Source organism: Neorhizobium sp. T7_12, assembly GCF_002968535.1.
Lineage (GTDB): Bacteria > Pseudomonadota > Alphaproteobacteria > Rhizobiales > Rhizobiaceae > Neorhizobium > Neorhizobium tomejilense.
Map to the genome: position 1 here is coordinate 326,023 of NZ_PVBK01000005.1, position 21,995 is coordinate 348,017.

At 61.5% G+C, this 21,995-nt stretch carries 23 protein-coding genes; 10 read left to right on the top strand and 13 right to left on the bottom strand.

Annotation, left to right across the window (positions count from 1 at the left end; translation table 11 throughout):
- Positions 1 to 48: 48 nt before the first annotated feature.
- From C5J26_RS15040 to C5J26_RS15065, 6 genes are all read right to left on the bottom strand, one after another.
- A complete protein-coding gene (locus C5J26_RS15040; protein WP_105402456.1) occupies positions 49 to 1,326 on the bottom strand; it encodes an imelysin family protein in 1,278 nt (425 codons plus the stop codon).
- Positions 1,327 to 1,460: 134 nt separating this feature from the next.
- Positions 1,461 to 2,750, bottom strand: a complete 1,290-nt coding sequence (locus C5J26_RS15045; protein ID WP_105402457.1) for an RsmB/NOP family class I SAM-dependent RNA methyltransferase — start codon at positions 2,748 to 2,750, stop codon at positions 1,461 to 1,463.
- Positions 2,751 to 2,847: 97 nt separating this feature from the next.
- A complete protein-coding gene (locus C5J26_RS15050; RefSeq protein ID WP_046630324.1) occupies positions 2,848 to 3,258 on the bottom strand; it encodes a septal ring lytic transglycosylase RlpA family protein in 411 nt (136 codons plus the stop codon).
- Between the two features lie 382 nt (positions 3,259 to 3,640).
- On the bottom strand, positions 3,641 to 4,513 hold the full coding sequence (locus C5J26_RS15055) for an SDR family oxidoreductase (protein ID WP_105402503.1): 873 nt from the start codon (positions 4,511 to 4,513) through the stop codon (positions 3,641 to 3,643).
- Positions 4,513 to 5,688 carry a tRNA epoxyqueuosine(34) reductase QueG gene (gene queG, locus C5J26_RS15060; protein ID WP_105402458.1) on the bottom strand — a complete coding sequence of 392 codons (1,176 nt, stop codon included), beginning with the start codon at positions 5,686 to 5,688 and terminating at the stop codon, positions 4,513 to 4,515. The genes C5J26_RS15055 and queG overlap by 1 nt, the downstream gene beginning before the upstream one ends.
- Complete coding sequence (locus C5J26_RS15065) at positions 5,669 to 6,361, bottom strand: glutathione S-transferase family protein (RefSeq protein WP_046667341.1); 693 nt, start codon at positions 6,359 to 6,361, stop codon at positions 5,669 to 5,671. Before C5J26_RS15065 ends, queG begins: the two co-directional genes overlap by 20 nt.
- 156 nt (positions 6,362 to 6,517) lie before the next feature.
- Here C5J26_RS15065 and C5J26_RS15070 point away from each other — a divergent pair, with 156 nt between their 5' ends.
- The gene (locus C5J26_RS15070) at positions 6,518 to 7,324 is read left to right on the top strand and encodes an undecaprenyl-diphosphate phosphatase (protein ID WP_105402459.1); all 807 of its coding nucleotides are present in this window, start codon (positions 6,518 to 6,520) and stop codon (positions 7,322 to 7,324) included.
- 40 nt (positions 7,325 to 7,364) lie between these two features.
- On the opposite strand, the gene C5J26_RS15075 is transcribed toward C5J26_RS15070, so the two are convergent.
- From C5J26_RS15075 to dnaN, 7 genes are all read right to left on the bottom strand, one after another.
- A complete protein-coding gene (locus tag C5J26_RS15075) occupies positions 7,365 to 7,517 on the bottom strand; it encodes a hypothetical protein (RefSeq protein WP_007763306.1) in 153 nt (50 codons plus the stop codon).
- Between the two features lie 260 nt (positions 7,518 to 7,777).
- Entirely contained in the window at positions 7,778 to 8,758 is a 981-nt protein-coding gene (locus tag C5J26_RS15080; RefSeq protein WP_105402460.1) for a complex I NDUFA9 subunit family protein, read from the bottom strand.
- Positions 8,759 to 8,860: 102 nt separating this feature from the next.
- Positions 8,861 to 9,148, bottom strand: a complete 288-nt coding sequence (locus C5J26_RS15085; protein WP_037079589.1) for a DUF1330 domain-containing protein — start codon at positions 9,146 to 9,148, stop codon at positions 8,861 to 8,863.
- Positions 9,149 to 9,298: 150 nt separating this feature from the next.
- The gene (pyrF, locus tag C5J26_RS15090; RefSeq protein ID WP_105402461.1) at positions 9,299 to 9,991 is read right to left on the bottom strand and encodes an orotidine-5'-phosphate decarboxylase; all 693 of its coding nucleotides are present in this window, start codon (positions 9,989 to 9,991) and stop codon (positions 9,299 to 9,301) included.
- A complete protein-coding gene (locus C5J26_RS15095; RefSeq protein WP_105402462.1) occupies positions 9,988 to 10,581 on the bottom strand; it encodes a histidine phosphatase family protein in 594 nt (197 codons plus the stop codon). Before C5J26_RS15095 ends, pyrF begins: the two co-directional genes overlap by 4 nt.
- Positions 10,582 to 10,583: 2 nt before the next feature.
- On the bottom strand, positions 10,584 to 11,177 hold the full coding sequence (pmtA, locus tag C5J26_RS15100) for a phospholipid N-methyltransferase PmtA (protein ID WP_046667346.1): 594 nt from the start codon (positions 11,175 to 11,177) through the stop codon (positions 10,584 to 10,586).
- Between the two features lie 121 nt (positions 11,178 to 11,298).
- Positions 11,299 to 12,417, bottom strand: a complete 1,119-nt coding sequence (gene dnaN / locus C5J26_RS15105; protein WP_046630337.1) for a DNA polymerase III subunit beta — start codon at positions 12,415 to 12,417, stop codon at positions 11,299 to 11,301.
- 270 nt (positions 12,418 to 12,687) lie between these two features.
- Between dnaN and rsmI the strand changes: the two genes are divergently transcribed.
- The 9 genes from rsmI to C5J26_RS15150 all read left to right on the top strand — a co-directional run bounded on the left by rsmI (position 12,688) and on the right by C5J26_RS15150 (position 21,729).
- Entirely contained in the window at positions 12,688 to 13,605 is a 918-nt protein-coding gene (rsmI, locus tag C5J26_RS15110) for a 16S rRNA (cytidine(1402)-2'-O)-methyltransferase (protein WP_105402463.1), read from the top strand.
- The gene (locus C5J26_RS15115) at positions 13,592 to 13,990 is read left to right on the top strand and encodes a YraN family protein (protein WP_105402464.1); all 399 of its coding nucleotides are present in this window, start codon (positions 13,592 to 13,594) and stop codon (positions 13,988 to 13,990) included. The genes rsmI and C5J26_RS15115 overlap by 14 nt, the downstream gene beginning before the upstream one ends.
- 123 nt (positions 13,991 to 14,113) lie before the next feature.
- Positions 14,114 to 15,436, top strand: a complete 1,323-nt coding sequence (gene ugpB / locus C5J26_RS15120; RefSeq protein WP_105402465.1) for a sn-glycerol-3-phosphate ABC transporter substrate-binding protein UgpB — start codon at positions 14,114 to 14,116, stop codon at positions 15,434 to 15,436.
- 77 nt (positions 15,437 to 15,513) lie between these two features.
- Complete coding sequence (gene ugpA, locus C5J26_RS15125; protein ID WP_105402466.1) at positions 15,514 to 16,398, top strand: sn-glycerol-3-phosphate ABC transporter permease UgpA; 885 nt, start codon at positions 15,514 to 15,516, stop codon at positions 16,396 to 16,398.
- Positions 16,399 to 16,407: 9 nt separating this feature from the next.
- Positions 16,408 to 17,256, top strand: coding sequence for a sn-glycerol-3-phosphate ABC transporter permease UgpE (ugpE, locus tag C5J26_RS15130; protein WP_105402467.1), 849 nt, complete (start codon positions 16,408 to 16,410; stop codon positions 17,254 to 17,256).
- A gap of 1 nt (position 17,257) precedes the next feature.
- On the top strand, positions 17,258 to 18,358 hold the full coding sequence (locus C5J26_RS15135; protein WP_105402468.1) for a sn-glycerol-3-phosphate import ATP-binding protein UgpC: 1,101 nt from the start codon (positions 17,258 to 17,260) through the stop codon (positions 18,356 to 18,358).
- A 110-nt stretch (positions 18,359 to 18,468) separates the two neighbouring features.
- Positions 18,469 to 18,972: a cupin domain-containing protein gene (locus tag C5J26_RS15140; RefSeq protein WP_046609561.1), complete on the top strand. Its 504-nt coding sequence runs from the start codon at positions 18,469 to 18,471 to the stop codon at positions 18,970 to 18,972.
- A 75-nt stretch (positions 18,973 to 19,047) separates the two neighbouring features.
- Positions 19,048 to 19,998 carry a glutathione synthase gene (gene gshB / locus C5J26_RS15145; RefSeq protein ID WP_105402469.1) on the top strand — a complete coding sequence of 317 codons (951 nt, stop codon included), beginning with the start codon at positions 19,048 to 19,050 and terminating at the stop codon, positions 19,996 to 19,998.
- A 195-nt stretch (positions 19,999 to 20,193) separates the two neighbouring features.
- Positions 20,194 to 21,729 carry a YifB family Mg chelatase-like AAA ATPase gene (locus tag C5J26_RS15150; RefSeq protein ID WP_105402470.1) on the top strand — a complete coding sequence of 512 codons (1,536 nt, stop codon included), beginning with the start codon at positions 20,194 to 20,196 and terminating at the stop codon, positions 21,727 to 21,729.
- Positions 21,730 to 21,995: the final 266 nt, after the last annotated feature.

The window sequence follows — 21,995 nt, forward strand, 5'->3', positions numbered from 1 at the left end:
ATACCGGGCCGCAGGCTGAAGGTCAGCCGCGGCCCGCCTTTTCATTGCTTATTTGAAGACGGCGTCAGGATTATCGAGGCTGTCGGAACCTTCAAGCTCTACTTTGCCTAGCTTCAGCGACGCAATGACGCGCTCGATGCTCTTGCTCTGGTCGATCAGGCCATCGATCGCCTTCTGGACGACCGCATTGCCCTCGACATTGCTTTCGCCGATCATCTGGTCGTAGGCCTCGACCTTCTTCGCCCGGTCGGCCATGGCGTTCATGGCCGCGAGCGTCGCGTCCAGCTTGCCAAGCATTTCGGTATCGAGCCCCTTGTCGGTTGCCGCAACCAGCTCGGAGAGCGACGGGCCGGTCATCTTGGTGCCGTCGACGCGGATATATTCGCCCGTATAGGCCGACTTGATGCCGATCGCATCGTAGAGATGCGAGTTGTAGGTGTTGTCGGAGAAGCAATCATGCTCTTCTTCCGGGTCGTGCAGCAGCAGGCCGAGCTTCATGCGCTCGCCGGCAAGCTCGCCGTAGGAGAGCGAGCCCATGCCCGTCAGGATGGCGGTCAGGCCCTTCTTGGAATTGGCCTCGACGTTCTTGGCCGCCTTGCCCTTCGGGGCCCAGGCGGTGACCATGTCCTTCAGGTCGGCGACGAGAAGGGCCGACGCTGCCTTCAGGTATTCGCCGCGCCGATCGCAATGTCCGTTGGTGCAATTGGCCTTGTCGTAGTCCGTATAGGGACGCTTGCCGGCACCCGGCCCGGTGCCGTTCAGATCCTGGCCCCAGAGCAGGAATTCGATGACATGGTAGCCGGTCGCGACGTTCGCCTCGATCTCGCCGGCCTCGTTCAGGCTGCGCAGCGTCTTGGCGTCGAACTTCGAAAGGTTGAGCGTCTTGCCGTTGACCTTGATCTTCGGGTTGGCAATGACGTTAGCGGTATAGAGTGCATTCTCGTCGCTTTCCTTGCCGTAGGAGGCGTCGACATAGTCGATCAGGCCTTCATCGAGCGGCCAGGCATTCACCTTGCCTTCCCAATCGTCGACGATCGAGTTGCCGAAACGATAGACTTCTGTCTGCTGGTAGGGAACGCGGGCGGCGATCCATGCGTCCTTGGCAGCCTTCAGCGTCTCTTCGCCGGGCTTGGCGAGGAATGCGTTGATTGCCTTGTCGAGGGCCTGCGCTGTTGTCAGCGAGTCCTCGTATTTCGCATGCGCCAGCTCGGCATAATGCTTGAGGACGGCAGCGGATGTGGTGGCGGCCTGCGCCTCTGTCACGACGAACGCCGCAGAGGCGGCGAAAAGCGCCAGGGCGGCGCCGAGAACGGTCTTGCGGATCATGTCCCTCTCCTTCACGGCCCGGATCTCTCCCCGGCCGTCAAAGGGTTCATCGCGCAATTGGAAACTGGTGTCAAACTATCTAGTTTAGAATAATTTGAAAGTAGAACTCGACTTTGACTTTGATCCTGTCCCACTCAAACTTTGCGTTGCATGCGGCAGAAAAAGAATCCGTCCGTATCGGTACTTGCGGGCGTCAAGGTTACGGTCAGTGCATCTTTCGAGCGAGGCCGCGGCGCGTCCTTTCCGAAAATGCCGTCCCAATGCACCGCTGCGGGCGCGATGGAAAACTCCGGGTTTTCGGCGCAGAAGCGCGAGACTTGGGCATCGTTCTCCTCCGGCAGGATGGAGCAGGTAACATAGAGAAGTGCACCGCCCGGCTTCACGAATACGGCGGCTTCGGAAAGCGCTTCCTGCTGCTGGGTAATGCGCTCGTCGAGGTTTTTGGGCGTGAGCCGCCATTTGGTGTCCGGGCGGCGGCGCCAGGTGCCGGTGCCGGTGCAGGGCGCATCGACCAGGACCGCATCGAGCTTGCCTTTCAGGGCGTTGAGCTGGCGCGCGTCGTCGTGCACCTGCACATTGCGGGTGCCCGCGCGCCGCAGCCGCTCGATGATCGGCGCCAGCCGCTTGCGGTCGGCGTCATAGGCGTGGATCTGGCCCTTGTTGTGCATGGCGGCCGCCATGGCGAGCGTCTTGCCGCCGCCGCCGGCGCAATAATCGAGAACCTGGTCGTGTTCGCCCGGCTGCACGAGCTCGGCGACGATCTGCGAGCCTTCGTCCTGAACCTCAAACCAGCCTTTCTGGAACGAAAGCTCGGCGGTGATGTTGGGCAGGCGGGACGCTCCTTCGCCGGCGGCAATCCGGATGCCGTTGCGGGCGATGCGCGAAGCCTTGGCGTTCGAGCGTTCCAACGCCTTGACGACCTTCTCGCGAGACGCCTTCAGCGTGTTGGCGCGCAGATCGAGGGTCGGGCGGTCGGCCAGTGCCTTGGCCTCAACGAGCCAGTCCTCGCCGAAATTGGCTTCGAAGGACGGCTGGATCCAGTCAGGTATGTCGCCCTGCACATGCAGGGGTGCATCCTCGAGATTGCGGGAGGCGAGCGACGAGAGGTTCGCCTCGGTCAGAGCCGGCGGCGCGAAGCGGTCGTCGGTAAACTCGGCCTGGAGTGCCTCGGGTGTGAAGCCCCATTGCCGGATCAGGACCGCGTAGGCGAGGGCCGCCGGGCTTTCGTCGTCCATGAGCCAGGCATGCGACAGCCGCATGCGCAATGCGTCGTAGACGATGTTGCCTATTGCGGCACGATCGCCGGAACCGGCGAAACGATGGGCGAGGCCCCAGTCCTTGAGAGCATCGGCGACAGGGCGCCTGCGCGTCTCGATATCGGCCAGCACCTCAATGGCTCCGGCAATTCGTCCGCCCAATCGCATGTCGCTCTCCGTATCGGTTGCACCCGTGTGGCACGGGTCGTAACCGTGATCGCGCGATAGGGCAATAGGCCGGTCTAAACCGTCTCTCCGGCCAGCCTCAGCCTTCGATCGCTTTCAGGCCCTTGCCCGGGACCTTCTGATCGCCGGCGTCGACGATCTGGTAACAGACCTGGGCGGTGCCGGAGCTGATCATGCCGATGTTCTTGGCGGCGGCCTTGGAAACGTCGATCACCCGGCCGCGGATGAATGGCCCGCGGTCGTTGATGCGAACGACAACACTTTTGCCGTTGCGCTTGTTCGTCACGACAACCTTGGTGCCGAATGGCAGCGTCCGATGGGCCGCTGTCATCAGAGAAGGGTTCATTCGCTCCCCGGATGCGGTCTTGGATCCGAGGGCATACCAGGATGCGTGACCGCATCCAGGCGCAGCATTGGCTTGCGCGGCGCCGAGAGTTGCAAAAGCAGCAATGGAGGCCGCGGCGAAAGTCGAGCGTCGAATTGTTGTCAAGTCGGTCGTCCCCGTTCGTTTTGTCCCTGCACGTTGCGTGCAAAATGGCTAAGCGGGGCGAAAAGTGGCGAAAAAGTGGGGCTATCGATCACGGAACATTACAGTATGTAACATTTGTGATTAGATTGCCGTCGATCTTTTTAAGAAGCCAGCTAAGCTTCTCCGGAAGAAAACCTTTAAAAACAGTCAGAAAGAGGAATATGGTTCCGGTAAGACTCGGAGAGAGTCTGCGATCACGTAAATCGCAGAAAAAAATTTGTTGTTTTGCGAGATTCCTTGCCTCATTTGGGCAAATTTTGTGACATCAAGCCTCAGGTATTAAGAAATTATAACCGGAAAGGCGCCAGAAGATGGAAATTTCAACCGTTTCAAAATGGGAATTTTATCCTCGCCAATGGCCCGAAGTCCACATTTCGGCGAGCGACATCCGGTAATTCGGGAAGCGGAATTGGAACCCTGCAGCGCGGATTTTGGCATTCGAAACCCGCTTGTTGGCGCCATAGAAGGAGCGCGCCATTGACGTCATGTCGGCAGTCTCGAAATCCTGTTCCGGCGGCGGTTTGACACCCATCAGCCGTGCCGCCTCGACGATGACATCCTGCGGCGGACCGGGTTCGTCGTCGGTGACATTATATAGGCCGCCCATATTGCCCTTGGCGAGGAAGAGCGCCGCGCGGCCGATGTCCTCGACGCGGATGCGATTGAAGACCTGCTCTTTCTTTATGATACGTCGCGCCGTACCCCGTGCGAGATTGACGAAGGCGTTGCGGCCTGGCCCGTAGATGCCAGCGAGGCGCAGGCTCGCCACAGGCAGGCCGGCGGCCCGCCCTTCGGCAGCCCAGGCATCTTCCGTATCGCCCCGTTCGATCGACCGGCCGTGGATCGGGCTGCCGGGGGTCTCCTCGGTGACCCAGCCGCCGCCATGATCGCCATAAACGCCGACGGTCGAGAGATAACCCACCCATTCGAGTTTCGGGCAAAGCGCGCGCAGCCGTCCGGACACGAGCTTCAGCAGCGGATCGCCCTCGGTGCCGGGCGGGATCGACTGTACCAGATGTGTCGTCTCCCGAAGCTCTGTCAGCAGTTCTTCGCTGAACGGGCTGCCGTCGAACACGAAGGCCTTGATGTCACGGGCAGCGAGTTCCAGTGCCTTGTGGGCCGTTCTGACCGTGCCGGAGACCCGATGGCCTTCGGATTTGAAAGCCTCGGCGATTGCTTGGCCCGAATAGCCGCATCCGAAGATCATCACATCCATCAGCCCGCTCCCGCCAATCGCCATTCTTCCAGCACTTCCGGATCCTCTTCGGCGCCGCGTGCCTCGGCAAACTGCGCGAAGTCCATATCCGTCATAAGGTGCTTCAGGGCCCATATAGCCATACCGCGCACCGTGGGCGAGGGGTCGCCTGCAAGTTCGAGACATTGTGCGATGAGGCTGGCATCGCCGGAATTGCCGGCGGCGATCAGCACGTTGCGAATGAACCGGTCGCGGCCGATGCGTTTGACCGGCGAACCGCTGAAGAAGGTCCGGAAGGCCGCATCGTCCAAGGTCAGCAGAAACGCGATCGACGGCTCCTTCAGGTCTTCGCGCGCCTGCAGCTTCATCTCCGAGGCGCTCGCCGCAAACTTGTTCCAGGGACAGGCGGCAAGACAGTCGTCGCAACCATAGATGCGGTTGCCGATCAGTGGCCGGAATTCCGGAACGATCGGACCTTTGTGTTCGATCGTGAGGTATGAAATACAGCGGCGCGCGTCGAGCCGATAGGGAGCCGGAAACGCCGCCGTAGGACAGGCGTCGAGACAGGCCCGGCAGGAGCCGCAATGGTCTGTCTCGGGCGCGTCCATAACAAGGTCTGCGGTGGTGAACAGGCTGCCGAGGAACAGCCAGGAGCCATGGGTGCGGCTGACGAGATTGGTATGCTTGCCCTGCCAGCCGAGCCCGGCCGCCTCCGCCAGCGGCTTTTCCATCACCGGTGCGGTATCGACGAAGACCTTAACGTCCTCGCCGGCCCGCGCCGCAAAGCGCGTGGCGATCTCCTTCAGCCGGCCCTTAATGACGTCGTGATAATCGCGGTTGCGCGCATAGACCGAGATCGCCGCCTTGTCGTGCTTTTCGAGAACGCCGCGCGGGTCTTCGTCCGGCCCGTAGTTCAGCCCGAACATCACGATCGAACGCACCTGATCCCATAGCACCTTCGGGTCGGCGCGGCGCAGCCTCGTCTCCGCCATCCAGTCCATGCTGCCGTGATGCCCGTCGGTCAGGAAAATCTCCAGCCGCTCCGGCGCCCGCGGGATGCCGTCCGGGCCTGTAATCCGGCAAAGATCGAAGCCATGCGCCGCCGCTTTCTCGCGGATGAAGGCGGTCAGCTTCTCCCGCCGCCGGAGCGCCTTTTCTTCCTCCCGCGAGGTCGCGTCAGAAATCAAGGTCCGCATAATGAGATACCGGGGTGAGGCCGCGGATGCGTTCGGCAAGCATCGGCCGGAAGGAGGGTCGCGATTTCAGCCGCTGATACCAGTCCTTGGCGACCGGCGTCTCCGACCAGTCGATCTCGCCAAGATAATCGAGGATCGAAATCGAAGCAGCGGCGGCAAGATCGGCATAGCTCAGGCGGTCGCCCGCAAGCCAGGGCCGTGATCCGGCAAGCCAGGAGAGATATTTCATATGCTGGCGGATGTTGGCGCGGGATGTGCGCAGCACCTTCGAGTCCGGCGCGCCACCACCCTGGGCGGTTGTCATCTGCAGCTTGTAGACCCGCTCCCGGGTCAGCGGCCGGGTGACATCCTGCTCCATCTTCTGCAGGAACCATTCCGTCAGGCGCCGGATCTCGGCGCGTTGCCACGGGTCTTCGGCAAGCAGCCGGCGGTCGCGCTTCAGCACGCCATGGGTTTCGTCGAGGAATTCCAGGAGCACGGAAGGGCCACAAAGCACTCTCATGCTGTCGTCGACATAGACCGGGAGCGTGCCCGCAGGATTGAGCGTCAGGAATTCCCGCCGCTTTTCCCACGGCTGCTCCTCGAGCAAGTCCGCCTGAAAGCCGTATTCGGCGAGAATCAGCCGGACGAACCGGGAGGCCGAAGACATGGAATGATGATAGAGCGTGGGCATGGATACTTGAACTTCACGAACTTCGTATAGGAGGGGCAGGGGCGCCTCGCGCGCCCGCCTGACATATGGCAGCTATATGGATTTGGTAGTCCCAAGACAAGCAACGGCTCATAAACTGCTTAAAACTGCCCTTATCTGCTCAATAAAGGATTAAGAATGGCGGATCAGTCCATCATCAGTGCGCTCATCCTCGGTTTGATCGAGGGGCTCACTGAATTTCTTCCCGTTTCCTCGACCGCCCACGTTCTTTTGGCTGGTCATTTCCTCGGTTTCCAATCCCCCGGCAACACTTTCGCGGTCCTGATTCAGCTCGGTGCGATCCTCGCCATCCTGCTCGTTTATGCCCGCAAGCTGCTGCAGATCGCGGCCGATCTGCCGACCAGTCCCAAGGCGCGCAGGTTCGTGGCAACGGTGCTGATCGCATTCCTGCCCGCGGCGGTGATCGGCGCTTTGGCCCACAGCTTCATTAAGGCCGTGCTGTTCGAAACACCCATGCTGATCTGTGTCATGCTGATCCTCGGCGGCTTCGTGCTGCTTGTGGTCGACAGGATCAAGTTCCAGCCCAAATACCACGACGTGATGGATTATCCGCCGTCGCTCGCGTTCAAGATCGGGCTGTTCCAATGCGTGGCGATGATCCCCGGCACGTCGCGATCCGGCGCGACGATCGTCGGCGCGCTGCTGCTCGGCGCTGACAAGCGCTCGGCGGCGGAATTTTCGTTCTTCCTCGCCATGCCGACCATGCTCGGCGCCTTCGTGCTCGATCTTTATAAAAACCGCAATGTGTTGAGTTTCGACGACGGCGCCCTGATCGCTGTCGGTTTCGTCGCTGCCTTCGTCACCGCCATCGTGGTGGTGCGATCGCTGCTCGATTTCGTATCGAGCCGGGGCTATGCGCCGTTCGCCTACTGGCGAATCGTCATCGGCGCCGCGGGCCTGATCGCCCTGCTGCTGGGAGCGTAAAAAGAAGGCGGCTCAAAAGGCCGCCGACTTCCCGATCATGTCAGTGATGGATGGATGCCGTGCTGCACGGGTCGACGCCGTATGCGGGCGTGCATTCGCTCTTGCCGGCTGCGCCCGTCGTCGGGGCCATGAAGGAGCCCGCGAGGATGATCAGCGCTGCGCATGCAAAAAAGAGGGCGATGGGCTTGCCCATGGAGGAATGCCTTTCGATGGAAGATTTTATCGTCACGGTTGCGCCGCTTGTTTGGTGAGGGAGGATCTATGGGTTGGATTAGAAGAATTCAATAAAGGATTTTGCTGAACCGGCCGTTAACGCGACTGCATCGGCCACTGCGACCTTTGTGCCACAATCCTTGCCCGAAACATGAGCGACAACAAAGGGGTGCCCGAATTTTCAGCGGGCACTACCGGCATGTCGGAGCGAAATCAATTGCCGGATATGGTTAACGAATGTCAGGCGGCGCGGCCGGAACCGGTGTACTGCCCCTGCGGGCGGTACTGCACAAGGTAGGATGGCAGGATGGAGGAGGCGAGCGTCGGGCGGATGCCTATCCCCTGCAGCGTGCGCCCTTCCGTGACGGCGGCATCGGAAACCACGTTGTCGATCTTCAGCAGCTTCACCTGGTCGCTGGTGATCGGCGGCTGGACGAAGGGGATCAGAGACGCGATGCTGCCGATCAGCGATGCGATGCCGAAGGGCAGCGAGACGAGCGCATTGCTGCGATTGGTGACGCGCAACATCGTCTCGAGACACTGGCGGAAGGTCATGACCTCGCCACCGCCCAGCTCATAGATTTTCCCCGTAGCGATCGTGCCGTCGACGGAGCGTGCGACGGTTTCGGCGACGTCCTCCACATAGATCGGCTGGAACTTCGTCTTGCCGCCGCCGATCAGCGGCAGGGCGGGGAAGGTGCGGGCCATGGAGGCGAACTTGTTGAAGAAGCTGTCTTCCGGCCCGAACATGATCGACGGCCGCAGGATCACGGCATCCGGCAGCGTCGAAAGGATCGTCGCCTCGGCGCGGCCCTTGCTGCGGGCATAGGACGATTCCGAGTTGGCATCGGCGCCGATCGCGGAAATATGGGTAAGCTTGGCGCCGGCCGCACGTGCCGCATCGACGACCGCGCGAGCACCAAAATCCTGGACCGCATCGAACGTGTTGCGGCCGCTCTCGAACATGATGCCGACGCAGTTGACCACATGCGAAGCACCTTCGACCGCCTTCAGGACCGACTGGCGGTAGCGAAGGTTCGCCTGGACCAGCGAGATCTGCCCGACATAGCCGGCCGGCAGCAGGAAGCCTGCGAGATCCGGGCGGCGGACGGCAACCCGGACGCGATAACCGCGCTTGGCCAGCGTACGCACCACATGCCTGCCGACGAAGCCCGATCCTCCGAAAACGGTGACGAGCGGCGGAAGGTTGTTGATGGTCATGGTGTGCTCCGGGAGCCTGTGGGACGAGATGAGTGCTGTTTAACCGAATCGCGGCACGGGTGGAAGTGTCTCCACTGCCGCACCGACCGCGACAACCGGTTCTTAAAGGCCGTCGAGGACGACGATTTCGCCATCCGCAACTTCCTGGCGGATCTTGATGGCGATCGCATATTCGGGCGAGTTGTAGCAGTCGATGGCGGCCTGCATCGACGGGAATTCGATGATGACGTTGCGGGCGCGGGACTTGCCCTCCATCGCTGCCATCGCGCCGCCGCGGGCGAGGAAATTGGCGCCGTATTTTTCGAAAGCGGGCGTGGCGGCTGCGATATAGTCCTTGTAGCGTTCCGGATCGCGGACATCGACGCGAGCGACCCAGTATCCCTTGGCCATGGTATTTCCTCCAGCGTGTTTTCGGTTGCGATGACTTCAGGCAAATTCCGGAGCGAGTCAATATGACAGGCTTTGCGCCCTATCCTGCGGTCCGTCGGAACTCATCTCGGATCACGGCAGGGAGAAATCGTCTCCGGCAACGAATGGTGGTCAGAGCACGCCCTGCATCTCGGCGAGAATTGCCTGTGCCGCAGCCTTCGGATCCGGCGCCTTGACGATCGGGCGGGCGACGACGAGGTGGCTCGATCCGGCCCGCAACGCGTCCGAAGGCGTCATGACCCGCTTTTGGTCGCCCGCTTCCGAACCCGCAGGGCGGATGCCGGGCGTGACGATCGCCATGTCGGGGCCGACGATCTTGCGCACCGCAGCCGATTCCTCTGCCGAGCAGACGATGCCGCCCATGCCAGCGGCCAGCGCCTGTTCGGAGCGTCGCAGAACCAGCGTATGAGGATCGTATTCGTAACCGGCATCGACGAGGTCCGTCTCGTCCATCGAGGTCAGGACGGTTACCGCGAGCAGGCAGAGATCAGAACCTTTTGCTGCCTCGACCGCGGCGCGCATCGCCTTCGGATAGGCGTGCAGGGTGAGCATGGTCATGCCCATCTTGACGATGTTCTCGACGCCCTTCGCGACCGTGTTGTCGATGTCGAGCAGCTTCATGTCGAGGAAGACTTTTTTGCCATCCTTTGCGAGATCGCGTGCAAGTTCGAGACCGCCGGCGAATACGAGCTGATAGCCGATCTTATAGAAGGAAACGGTGTCACCGAGCGCGGCGACCATCTTTTCGGCTTCGCCGATGGTCGGAATATCGAGGCCTACGATGAGGCGATCACGAGCGTTCATGCCTGGAACCCTTCCCATTTTTCGATGGGCGTCCAGTCGCATGAGACAGTCCGATCCGCAAGGGTGAAGCAGAAGAGATTTCCGCCGCCCCCCGGCTGGTCCCGGTCGCGGGCGATCGGCGAGCCGGTGAGGTGGCATTTCAACAGCGTTCCAACACCGCCATGGCCGACGAAGGCGATCGGCACGCTTGGATCGTGATCGGCGAGAATTCTGGCGACCGCCGAAACGATGCGTCTCTGCGCGTCCACGGCGCGCTCCCAGCCTTTGAAGCTCTCTTCCGGGTGGGCGAAGAACCAGTTGGCCGCATCCTCGAACTGCGGCGGCGGCAGAAAGCCTGTCGCCGACCGGTCGTTCTCGTGGGTATCTTCAGCGATCTCGATCGAAATGCCCGAGGCGAGGCTAAGGATTTCCGCAGTCTCGATCGCCTTCACCTCGTCGCTGGAGACGATCCGGCCCAGTTTCCTCGCCCAATCGGATTTGGCGGCCTCGCGGGCGCGGGCGGCGCCGAGATCCGAAAGTCCCCAACGGGGCACTGGAATGTCGGGATCGATACGGACCTGCGGATGAGTGATGTAGAGGCCGAACGTCATGGTCAGCCGCGGCTGTAGGTCCAGAGCTGCGCCGGCGGGATGTTCCTGACGACGAAATCGTAGTGCTTGATCCGGTAACGGTCGGGCTGGGCGATGATCGGCGAGACGGGACCGTAGGTGATCTGCATCACCGGCCGGCCGGCCGGAATGCGGTTGAGCAGGTCTTCGAGCAGCGCGATGCGGCGCTCCATCGGGAAGCTCAAAAGCGGGATTGCCGAAATAACGCTGTCGAAGGTCTTGTCCTTCAAGGCGCCGAGCGTGCGGTTGAGATCGAAAGCATCGCCGTTGACGAACTTGACCCCTGGATAGGTGCGGACGAGATGCTGGAAGAAATCGGTCGAATATTCGATGGAGACCAGGTTTTCCGGCGAGACGCCGTGCTTCAGGATCGCCTTGGTAATGATGCCGGTGCCGGGCCCGAGTTCCAGGACGGGCAGGCCGGAGGCCGTGTCGATGACGCTTGCCATGCGTTTGGCGGTGACGGAGGAGGTGGGGCAGATCGCGCCGACCCGTTTCGGGCCATCGATCCAACCCTTGAAGAACCGGATCTCATCATCGAACTTGCGGCCGAGCCGCTCCTTCAAGCGCAGTTCCATTTTCTTATCCTCTCCCATTTTGCCCCATGTGGAACCCCAATGCCGCAAAAGCAAGGAAAAATGTCGCACTTGGGAAACTCGTATGAAAAAGGCGGCCGGAGTTTCCGGCCGCCTTCATGATTTAAACGCGCATCGGCATCAACACATAGAGCGCGTCGTCGCCCGCCGTGTCGCGCACCAATGTCGGGGAACCGGCATCCGCCAGCATGAAGATCGCGTCGTCGCCCGAAAGCTGGGCGGTAATGTCGAGCAGGTATTTGGCGTTGAAGCCGATTTCCATCGGGTCGTTGTCGTAACCGACCGCGACCTCTTCCGTGGCGCTGCCCGAATCCGGATTGTTGACGGTCAGCATCAGCTGGCCGTCGGTCAGCGACAGTTTCACGGCGCGGCCGCGCTCGGAGGAAATGGTCGAGACGCGGTCGACGGCCCTGGTAAAGCTCTGGCAATCGACGCGCATTTCCTTGTCGTTGCCTGTCGGAATGACCCGCTGGTAATCCGGGAAAGTGCCGTCGATCAGCTTCGAGGTCATCACGACCGAGCCCATTGTGACTCGGATCTTGGCGTCCGAAACCTCGATCGTGACAGCCGCTTCCGGATCGTCGACCAGTTTCTGCAGCTCGCCGACAGTCTTGCGAGGAATGATGATGCCCGGCATTCCTTCCGAGCCCGACGGTGCCTGCACATCGGCGCGCGCCAGACGGTGACCGTCGGTCGCGACCGCGCGAAGCTTCAGGTCCCCGTCGGCTTCGATCGTGTGGAAGAAGATGCCGTTCAGGTAATAGCGGGTCTCCTCGGTGGAGATCGCGAACTGGGTGCGGTCGATCAGCATTTTCAGATCGGTCGCCTTCAGCTTGAACGTATGCGTGAAGCTGCCGGCGGTAAGGTCCGGGAAGTCCGATTCCGGCAGGCACTGCAGAGAGAACTTCGAGCGGCCGGATTGCACTGTCATCGAGCCGCCGTCCGGGTTGGTGGCGAGCAGCACCTCGGAACCGTCCGGCAGCTTGCGGACGATTTCATAAAGCAGGTGCGCCGGAACCGTCGTGGCTCCGGCAGTCTCGACCATGGCCGGCAGGACCTCGGTGATTTCGAGATCGAGGTCGGTCGCCTTCAGATCGAGGCTGGCGCCCGACGCGCGCATCAGCACGTTGGAAAGGATCGGGATCGTGTTCCGCCGCTCCACCACGCGATGCACGTGGTTCAGCGACTTCAGAAGGTTGGACCGCTCAAGAGTAATACGCATGGACGCAATCGCTTTCGACCGTGGCGATCCGGCAGGGCCGGACCCCTGATATTCTGCCGGCTTTGGACCAGCCGGATGATGTGGACCGGCAAAATGGCAGACAACCCGTTCGAAAAGCAAGAGGTGAACAAGGCGTTAGCAAGTCATTTCACATCTGTCTCACGCACTGCACACAGAAAATATGCGTTCTCAACAGCTTGCCCGTTACTTGCCGAAGCCGGTCGGCTTGCCCATAAAGGCTCATGACCATCCATCTGCGCGTGACACCCCTTGACCGATGAACCGAAGAGCAGCCAGCGCGGCTATCGCGTCGCCAATACTTTCGTGCCCGCGCGGCCGCTGGAGCCGGCGCTTTATCTGGTTGCAACCCCGATCGGCAATCTCGGCGACATCACGCTGCGGGCGCTCGAAACGCTCTCAGGTGCCGATGTGCTCGCGTGCGAGGATACCCGGGTAACCCGCGTGCTGCTCGACCGCTACGGCATCGTCAACCGGCCCTACGCCTATCACGAGCACAATTCCGACGAGGTCGGGCCGAAGCTCATCGCGGCGCTGCAGGAGGGGAAATCGGTGGCGCTGGTCTCCGATGCCGGCACGCCGCTCGTCTCCGATCCCGGTTACCGGCTCGGTCAGATGGCGATCGAGGCCGGCCATAAGGTCGTGCCGATCCCCGGCGCCTCGGCGCCGCTTGCAGCCCTCGTCGGCTCCGGCATGCCGTCCGATGCGTTCCTGTTTGCCGGCTTCCTGCCGGTCAAGGACAAGGGCCGGCGGGACCGGCTGGCCGAGCTTTCGAAAGTGCCGGCGACTTTGATCTTCTTTGAATCGCCGCATCGCATCGGCGCAACGCTTGGCGCTGCCGCCGAAGTGCTCGGGGCGGGCCGACGCGCTGCGGTCTGCCGCGAATTGACGAAGACGTTCGAGGAGTTTCGCCGCGGCACGTTGGAGGAGCTTGCCGCCTATTACAATGACGACCGCGTCGTGAAGGGCGAGATCGTGCTGCTCCTGGCGCCGCCTGAAGCTGAGGAACCGCCCGGAGAAATCGAGGTGGACGCGCTGCTGCGCGAGCTTTCAACCTCCATGCCAGCCGCCAAGGCTGCCGCCGAAGCTGCCCGCGTCACCGGACTTCCGCGCAAGGATCTTTATCAGCGGCTTCTGAACCTGAAAGGCGAGGCGGGTGGCGGAGATTGACCCAGGCTTAAGGCGCCGCAAGGTCGAGCGGCAGAAAGCTCAGCGGCAAAAGGCTCAGCGATGGGGCCATGTCTCGGAATATCTCGCTGCGCTTTATCTCCTGGTCAAGGGCTATCGAGTTCTGGCGATCCGTTACCGTACCAAGCTCGGGGAGATCGATCTGATCGTCCGCAAAGGCGATCTGGTGGCCTTTGTCGAGGTCAAGGCGCGGGTCGGCGAACAGGAGGCGATCGACGCCGTCGGTTACGTCACCCAGAGCCGAATTCGAGCCGCAAGCGACGTCTGGCTTTCAAAGCGGCAGGATGCCGCGAGATTGTCTCGGCGTTACGACGTGATCGCGGTGCTTCCCGGCCGTCTGCCGCGGCATTTTGCGAACGCTTTCTGACGCTGATGTGAAATTATTGCATAGGTGTGCAATGTAACATTTCTGACATAAAACTGTTAAGGGCCTGTCACAGCCTGGCCCTATTGCGGTCCTCACCCCAACAAAGGTGGAGAGGACCTTAAAATGTTCAAAAAGCTTTCGATGGCCGCGATCGCGGTCGCACTGTCTGCGACCTCGTCGCTTGCTGCGACCGAGGTCACCTGGTGGCATGCCATGGGCGGCGAGCTCGGCAAGAAGCTCGAAGAGATCGCTCAGAAGTTCAATGAGAGCCAGAGCGACTACAAGGTCGTCCCGGTCTACAAGGGAAGCTATCCGGAAACGTTGACCGCCGCGATCGCCGCGTTCCGTGCCGGCCAGCAGCCGGCCATCGTCCAGGTCTTCGAAGTTGGCACCGGCACGATGATGGCCGCCAAGGGCGCCGTCTACCCGGTCTACAAGCTGATGGCCGATGAAGGCGAACCCTTCGACACCAAGACATTCCTGTCTCCGGTTACCGGCTACTATTCCGATACGAAGGGCAACATCCTGTCGCTGCCTTTCAACTCCTCCACCCCGATCATGTACTACAACAAGGACGTCTTCAAAAAGGCCGGCCTTGATCCCGAGATTGCCCCGAAGACCTGGAAGGAAGTCGAGGAATTCTCGAGGAAGATCGTTTCGTCCGGCGCTGCCAAGTGTGGCCTCACCTCGGCCTGGATCACCTGGGTCCAGACCGAAAACCTTTCGGCGCTGCATGACAAGCCTTTCGGCACCCTGCAGAACGGTTTCGGCGGTGTGAAGTCTGAATTCAGCTTCAACGGTCCTCTGCAGACCAAGCACTGGGCAAACCTGAAGAAGTGGCAGGACGAAGGCCTGTTCAAGTATGGCGGTCCGGTCGGCGGCGACCAGGCGGCGACCATGTTCTATTCCCAGGAATGCGCCATCACGATGAACTCCTCCGCAGGTCGCGCAGGCGTCATCAACAACGCCAAGACCTTCACACCGGGCTTCGCCCCGCTGCCTTACTACGACGACGAGATCAAGGAGCCGAAGAACTCCATCATTGGCGGCGCCACCCTCTGGGTGCTGAACGGCAAGGAAAAGGCGACCTACAAGGGCGTAGCCAAGTTCTTCAGCTATCTCTCCAAGCCTGAAGTCCAGGCAGATTGGCACCAGTTCACCGGCTACCTGCCGATCACCAATGCGGCGTACGATCTCGGCCAGAAGCAGGGCTACTACGCAAAGAACCCGGGTTCCGACATCGCCATCAAGCAGATCACCCGCGGTACTCCCTCGGAAAATTCGAAGGGCGTGCGGTTCGGCAACTTCACCCAGGTCCGCACTATTGTCGACGAAGAGTTCCAGGCACTTCTCGCCAACAAGAAGGACGCCAAGCAGGCGCTCGACAGCGCAGTGCAGCGCGGCAATGCGCTTCTGCGTGAATTCGAAGCTGCCAACTCGAACTGATTGTTCCGATTGCTGCAGGGAGGACCGGCTGTCGCCGGCCCTCCCTTGCTTGCTTGTTACGTTGTGGTGAGGGACCGGTGGATACCAAAAGAACAACCTTCAACAACCGCCTGCTGCCCTATCTGCTGCTCGCGCCCCAGCTCGCTATCACGCTCGTCTTCTTCATCTGGCCTGCAGCGCAGGCAGTGAAATCCTCCTTCGAGCGGGAAGATCCTTTTGGCTTCTCGACCGTTTTCGTAGGGTTGACCCACTATCGGCAGTTGTTTGCGGACCCGAATTATCTGGATGCTCTCTGGCGCACCGCCGTATTCGCGGTATCCGTCACCGTTCTTTCGATGATGCTCGGCCTCGCATTCGCGGCTGCGGTCGATCGCCTGGCGCGGTCCGCAAAAGTCTATACCACCCTGCTTGTCTGGCCTTATGCCGTCGCACCTGTCGTGGCGGGTGTCCTGTGGTGGTTTCTCTTCAATACCTCCACCGGCCTGCTGCCCTTCTTCCTGGAGCGCCTGGGCATTCGCTGGGACCATGATCTCAATGGCACGCATGCCATGATCCTGATCATCATCGCGGCAGCCTGGAAGCAGATCTCCTACAACTTCCTTTTCTTCCTGGCCGGGTTGCAGTCGGTGCCGCAATCGCTGATCGAGGCAGCCGCCATCGACGGTTCGGGCCCGGTGAGGCGCTTCTTCACCATCTCTCTGCCGCTTCTGTCGCCAACGACATTTTTTCTGTTCATCATCAACGTGAACTACACGATGTTCGACACCTTCCCGATCGTGGATGCCACGACGGGCGGCGGGCCTGCCCAGGCGACGACCACGCTCGTCTACAAGGTCTACCAGGACGGCTACGTTGGTCTCAACATCGGTTCGTCCTCGGCGCAGTCGGTATTGCTGATGTTGATCGTGATGCTGCTGACCTTCGTTCAGTTCCGCTTCGTCGAACGCCGCGTCCAGTATTGAGGAACGATCATGGTTGAAAATCGCCCCTTCCTGACCTTCCTCACCCACGCTTTCCTGATCCTCGGATTTCTGATGGTCGCGCTGCCGGTCTATGTCGCGATCGTGGCATCGACCCATGACGTCTCGACGCTGATGAGCGGGCCTGTCCCGCTTCTGCCGGGATCGCATCTCATCGAGAATTATTCGACCATCCTGACGAGTGCCGCTGCGGCTCACGGCCTGCCAAATTATTCGCATATGGCGCTGAACTCTCTGATCATGGCGTTGGCGATCACGGTCGGAAAAATCTCGATCTCGATCCTTTCCGCCTTCGCCATCGTCTACTTCCGGTTTCCGTTCCGGCTGCTGGCCTTCTGGATCATCTTCGTGACCCTGATGCTGCCGGTCGAGGTGCGCATCATGCCGACATACAAGATCGTCGCCGACCTCGGCATGCTGAATTCGTGGGCCGGTCTGACCGTCCCGCTGATCGCATCGGCCACGGCGACCTTCCTGTTCCGCCAGTTCTTCATGACGGTCCCCGACGAGCTTCTGGAAGCGGCCCGGGTGGACGGGGCAGGCCCTATGAAGTTCTTCCGGGACATCCTGCTGCCGCTCTCGCGCACCAATATCGGCGCGCTATGCGTCATCCTCTTCATCTATGGCTGGGTTCAGTACCTCTGGCCGCTCCTGGTGACCACCGACCCCGGCTATTACACGCTGATGATGGGGATGAAGCGCATGGTCACCGTACAGGACGGTGTCATCGAGTGGCAGCTGGTCATGGCAGGTTCCGTTCTCGCCATGCTTCCCCCCATCCTCGTCGTGGTTTTCATGCAGCGGTTGTTCATCCGCGGGCTCACTGAAACGGAGAAATAACATGGCTGGAATTCACATTTCAGAAGTTTCGAAGATTTATACGGGCGGCGTGAAGGCGGTAAGCTCCGTCTCCATCGATATCGTCGACGGCGAGTTCATCGTCCTCGTCGGTCCTTCGGGCTGCGGCAAGTCCACGCTGCTGCGCATGGTTGCAGGGCTGGAAGCCATTTCCGCAGGCGAGGTGAAGATCGCCGGACGGGTCGTCAACCAGATCGAGCCGGCCGAGCGCGATATCGCCATGGTGTTCCAGAACTATGCGCTCTATCCGCATATGACGGTCTATAACAACCTCGCCTACGGTCTGAAGAACCGCGGCACGCCGAAGGCCGAGATCGACACCCGTGTCGCCGAGGCCGCCCGCATGCTGGAGATCACCCAGTATCTGGAACGCAAGCCCCGCCAGCTTTCCGGCGGCCAGCGCCAGCGTGTCGCCATGGGCCGCGCCATCGTCCGCAAGCCGGCAGCCTTCCTGTTCGACGAGCCGCTCTCCAACCTCGACGCCAAGCTGCGTGTTTCCATGCGCGGCGAGATCAAGCGCCTGCAGCGCCGCCTTGGTACCACGTCGATCTACGTGACCCACGACCAGCTCGAAGCGATGACGCTGGCCGACCGCCTCGTCGTTCTGAACGGCGGCCAGATCGAGCAGATCGGCGCACCGCTGGAAGTCTACCACGCGCCGGCCTCCACCTTCGTTGCAAGCTTCATCGGCTCGCCGGCCATGAACCTCGTCAAGGGCGAGCTGCATGGCGACAAGCTGGCGATCGGCCCGGCAATGATCGCCCTCAACGGTTTCGCGCCGACCTCCGGTGCCGTCACCGTCGGCGTCCGCGCCGAGGATCTGCGTATCGCCCGCGACGACGAGGAGGCTCTGCCCTTCCGTCTCGAATACACTGAGGAGCTTGGCGCCCAGCGCCTGATCCACGGCACGGTGGGCGACCAGCAGATCACCGCCGCCGTTTCTCCGGAGATTGCGCTATCGCCGGAAATGCGCATTGCCGTCGATGCCAAACGCCTGCACTTCTTCTCAATCGAAACGGGCAAGCGCCTGCCGGGCAACGTTCCGGCAGAGGCAAAGCTCGCGCCGGTCGAGCCGGTTATCTGAGGGCCCAATCCGGAATTGAGGCCGATCGTTAAAATTCTAACATCGGCCTGAAGAGCGGGCTTACTCTTTGCCGCTAGCATCTCCCGGAATTGACAGCTTCCGGGGGAAACATGAGTTGGCACGTCCTCGCCGCGACCGCAGCGGCAATTGCATTTCGGTCCAAGTCCTACGCACCTGAGAAGCCGAAGGTAAAGCCGTTTATCGGCGCTTGTCCGCATTCTCTCGAAATGAAGCCGATGCCGATCGAGCCCACCTGGGTCATCGCCGGCGATCCGCAGGCGCGTGCCGGTTCTCATTCCACCGCCGAGGACGATTGCGCCACGACCGGCGTATGGGAATGCACGGCGGGCGAGTTCCGCTGGTACTTCCACTGGGACGAAACGGTGGTGATCCTTGAGGGCGAAGTGCATGTGACTGCCGAAGACGGCACGCAGCGCGTTCTCCAGGCGGGCGATGTCGCCTATTTCAAGGGACGGACCTGGGCCACCTGGCGCATCGACAAATATCTGAAGAAGGTCGCCTTCATCCGCCGGCCTTTCCCGAAGCCGATCGCCATGCTTTTCCGCCTGCGCAACATGTTGCGGGCGAAGACACAGGTCGGCATCTCCGCGTGATATCGGCCCGATTGCAGTTGCCTTTGGAGGCCCGCCATCCTACATCAGGCGGGCCAATCCTAGGGGGCTGAAGTCATGGCGAAAATCCGCAAGGTCGCGTTTCAGATGGACCATATCTCCGGCATCAGCATTGCCGGCGACTCCACCTTCGCCATGGCGCTCGAAGCGCAGGCGCGTGGCTTCGAGCTGTTTCACTACACTCCCGACCGCCTGACCATGCGCGACGGCAAGATTTTCGCCGCCGTCGAGCCGCTGCAGGTTCGCGACGTCAAGGGCGATCACTTCACGCTGGGGGAGAAGGAACGCGTCGATCTGTCGGAGATGGACGTCGTTCATCTGCGCCAGGATCCGCCCTTCGACATGGGCTATATCACCTCGACCCATCTGCTCGAGCGCATCCACCCGAAGACGCTTGTCGTCAACGACCCCGCCTGGGTGCGCAACTCGCCGGAGAAGATTTTCGTCACCGAATTCGCTGATCTGATGCCGGCAACGCTGATCAGCCGCGATCCCGGTGAAATCGCCCGTTTCCGGGAAGAGATGGGCGACATCATCCTGAAGCCGCTCTACGGCAATGGCGGCGCCGGGGTTTTCCATTCCGCCCGCGATGACCGCAATTTCACGTCGCTGCTCGAAATGTTCGGCCAGATGTATCGCGGCGAGCCCTATATCGCCCAGGCTTATCTGCCGGCCGTGCGCAAGGGCGACAAGCGCATCCTGCTGGTGGACGGCGAGCCGGTCGGCGCGATCAACCGGGTTCCCGCCGAACACGACAGCCGCTCCAACATGCATGTCGGCGGCCGCGCCGAGGCGACCGAGATTACGCCGCGCGAGAAGGAAATCTGCTCGCGCATCGGACCCGCCCTGCGCGAGCGCGGCTTCATCTTCGTCGGCATCGATGTCATCGGCGATTACATGACCGAGATCAACGTCACATCCCCGACGGGCATCCGCGAAGTCAAGAAGTTCGGCGGCGCCGACGTCGCAAGCCTCCTCTGGGATGCGATCGAGGCAAAACGCGCCTGATGAAGGCAAGGCGTTTCGGATACGGATCGCCTTTGTTCTCGCGATACAACCGAACGCAACCCGTTTGCAGCGGATGCGTGAAATTGTTCGATTAATGTTCTTGTTTCATTCCAATTTCTATGCCAGATTGCAATCCCTGGCACAGAAAGCGTGTATCGCTGGCGTCCCGGACATGAAGTTAGGGGCGGGGTGGATATGGTTTCGCGCGTCAGCACAGTCGCATTCCAGGGCATAGAAGGCGTTCCGGTCGACGTTCAGGTCATGGTCGGGCCGGGCAAGATCAACATGCATATCGTCGGCCTGCCGGACAAGGCGGTGGCCGAGAGCCGCGAGCGGGTGCAGGCGGCATTGCACGCCTCCGGTCTTGCCATGCCGCCGAAGAAGATCACCGTCAATCTGGCGCCGGCCGACCTTCCGAAAGAAGGATCGCATTTCGACCTGCCGATCGCACTGGCCCTGATGGCGGCGTTGGGCGCCGTTCCCGGAGATGCACTCACCGGTTATGTGGTGCTTGGGGAACTGAACCTTGACGGCACGCTTGCGCCCGTGGCCGGCGCACTTCCGGCGGCAATTGCCGCCAACGCTCTGGGAAAAGGCCTGATCTGCCCGGCCGACAGCGGCGCGGAAGCCGCCTGGGCAGGGGCCGAAATCGATATCGTCGCGCCGCGCAGCCTGATCGCGCTCGCAAACCATTTCCGCGGCACCCAGGTCATCTCGCGTCCGCAGCCGGCAATCCGGGCCTTGCCTGCCAATCTGCCCGACCTCGTTGACATCAAAGGCCAGGAATCGGCCAAGCGTGCACTGGAAGCCGCCGCCGCCGGTGGCCATAATCTTCTGATGGTCGGCCCTCCCGGCTCCGGCAAATCCATGCTTGCCGCCCGGCTGCCGTCCATCCTGCCGCCGCTTTCAGCCGCCGAACTGCTGGAAGTTTCGATGATCCATTCGATCGCCGGCCAGCTTTCGGGCGGCAAGCTCTCCGACCGCCGGCCTTACCGCACGCCGCATCATTCGGCCACCATGGCAGCGCTGGTGGGCGGTGGCCTGCGCGCAAGGCCGGGGGAGGCATCGCTTGCCCATCATGGCGTGCTGTTCCTCGACGAATTCCCGGAATTCTCGCCACAGGCGCTGGACGCGCTCCGTCAGCCGCTGGAGACCGGCGAGTGCATTATCGCCCGCGCCAATCATCGGGTTTCCTATCCCGCCAGCATCCAACTGGTTGCCGCCATGAACCCCTGCCGCTGCGGCATGGCGGGCGAACCCGGCCATTCCTGCGCACGTGGGCCAAAATGCATGTCGGACTACCAGGGGCGCATTTCAGGGCCGCTGATGGACCGTATCGATATCCGCATCGACGTGCCGGCAGTCTCGGCCGCCGATCTCATTCGCCCGAGGCCGGCGGAAAGCAGCGCGGATGTCGCCAAGCGCGTGGCGGCTGCGCGTGACAGACAGCGGGAGCGGTTCGAACAGGCCGGTTATCCGCGTGTGCTCACCAATGCCCGCTGCTCGACGGCCCTGATCGAGAAGATCGCCGAACCCGATCCCGGTGGTCTCCAGTTGCTGAGGGACGCGGCCGAAAAGCTCAAGTTCTCGGCCCGCGGATACCATCGGATATTGAAAGTCGCCCGCACACTCGCCGATCTCGACGGCAAGGATACGGTCGGCCGCATTCATCTCGCTGAGGCGATTTCGTATCGCATGGTCGGCGAACGGCTGGCGACGGCCGCGGCGTGAGGCGGAAGGTTAGGGATGTGTTGCGAGGGGCGGGAGGTGGCGATGAATTTGCTCTGCGGCCAGGGCGGGTCGTCACCGATGACCAGGCTCCACTTAGGCGGACCGCCTCTTAGGCAGACGGGGATAGCATACCCTTCCGTCGTCATCCTTATCTGTTGCGTTGGTTTTGCTTTGAGTTGAATCTGAGCAGGCTGGCGGCGTACCTTCGTCATCCTTGGTCTGAGAGACCGTGCCCGAGCCCGGTACGCCGCCTTTAGACATGCTTC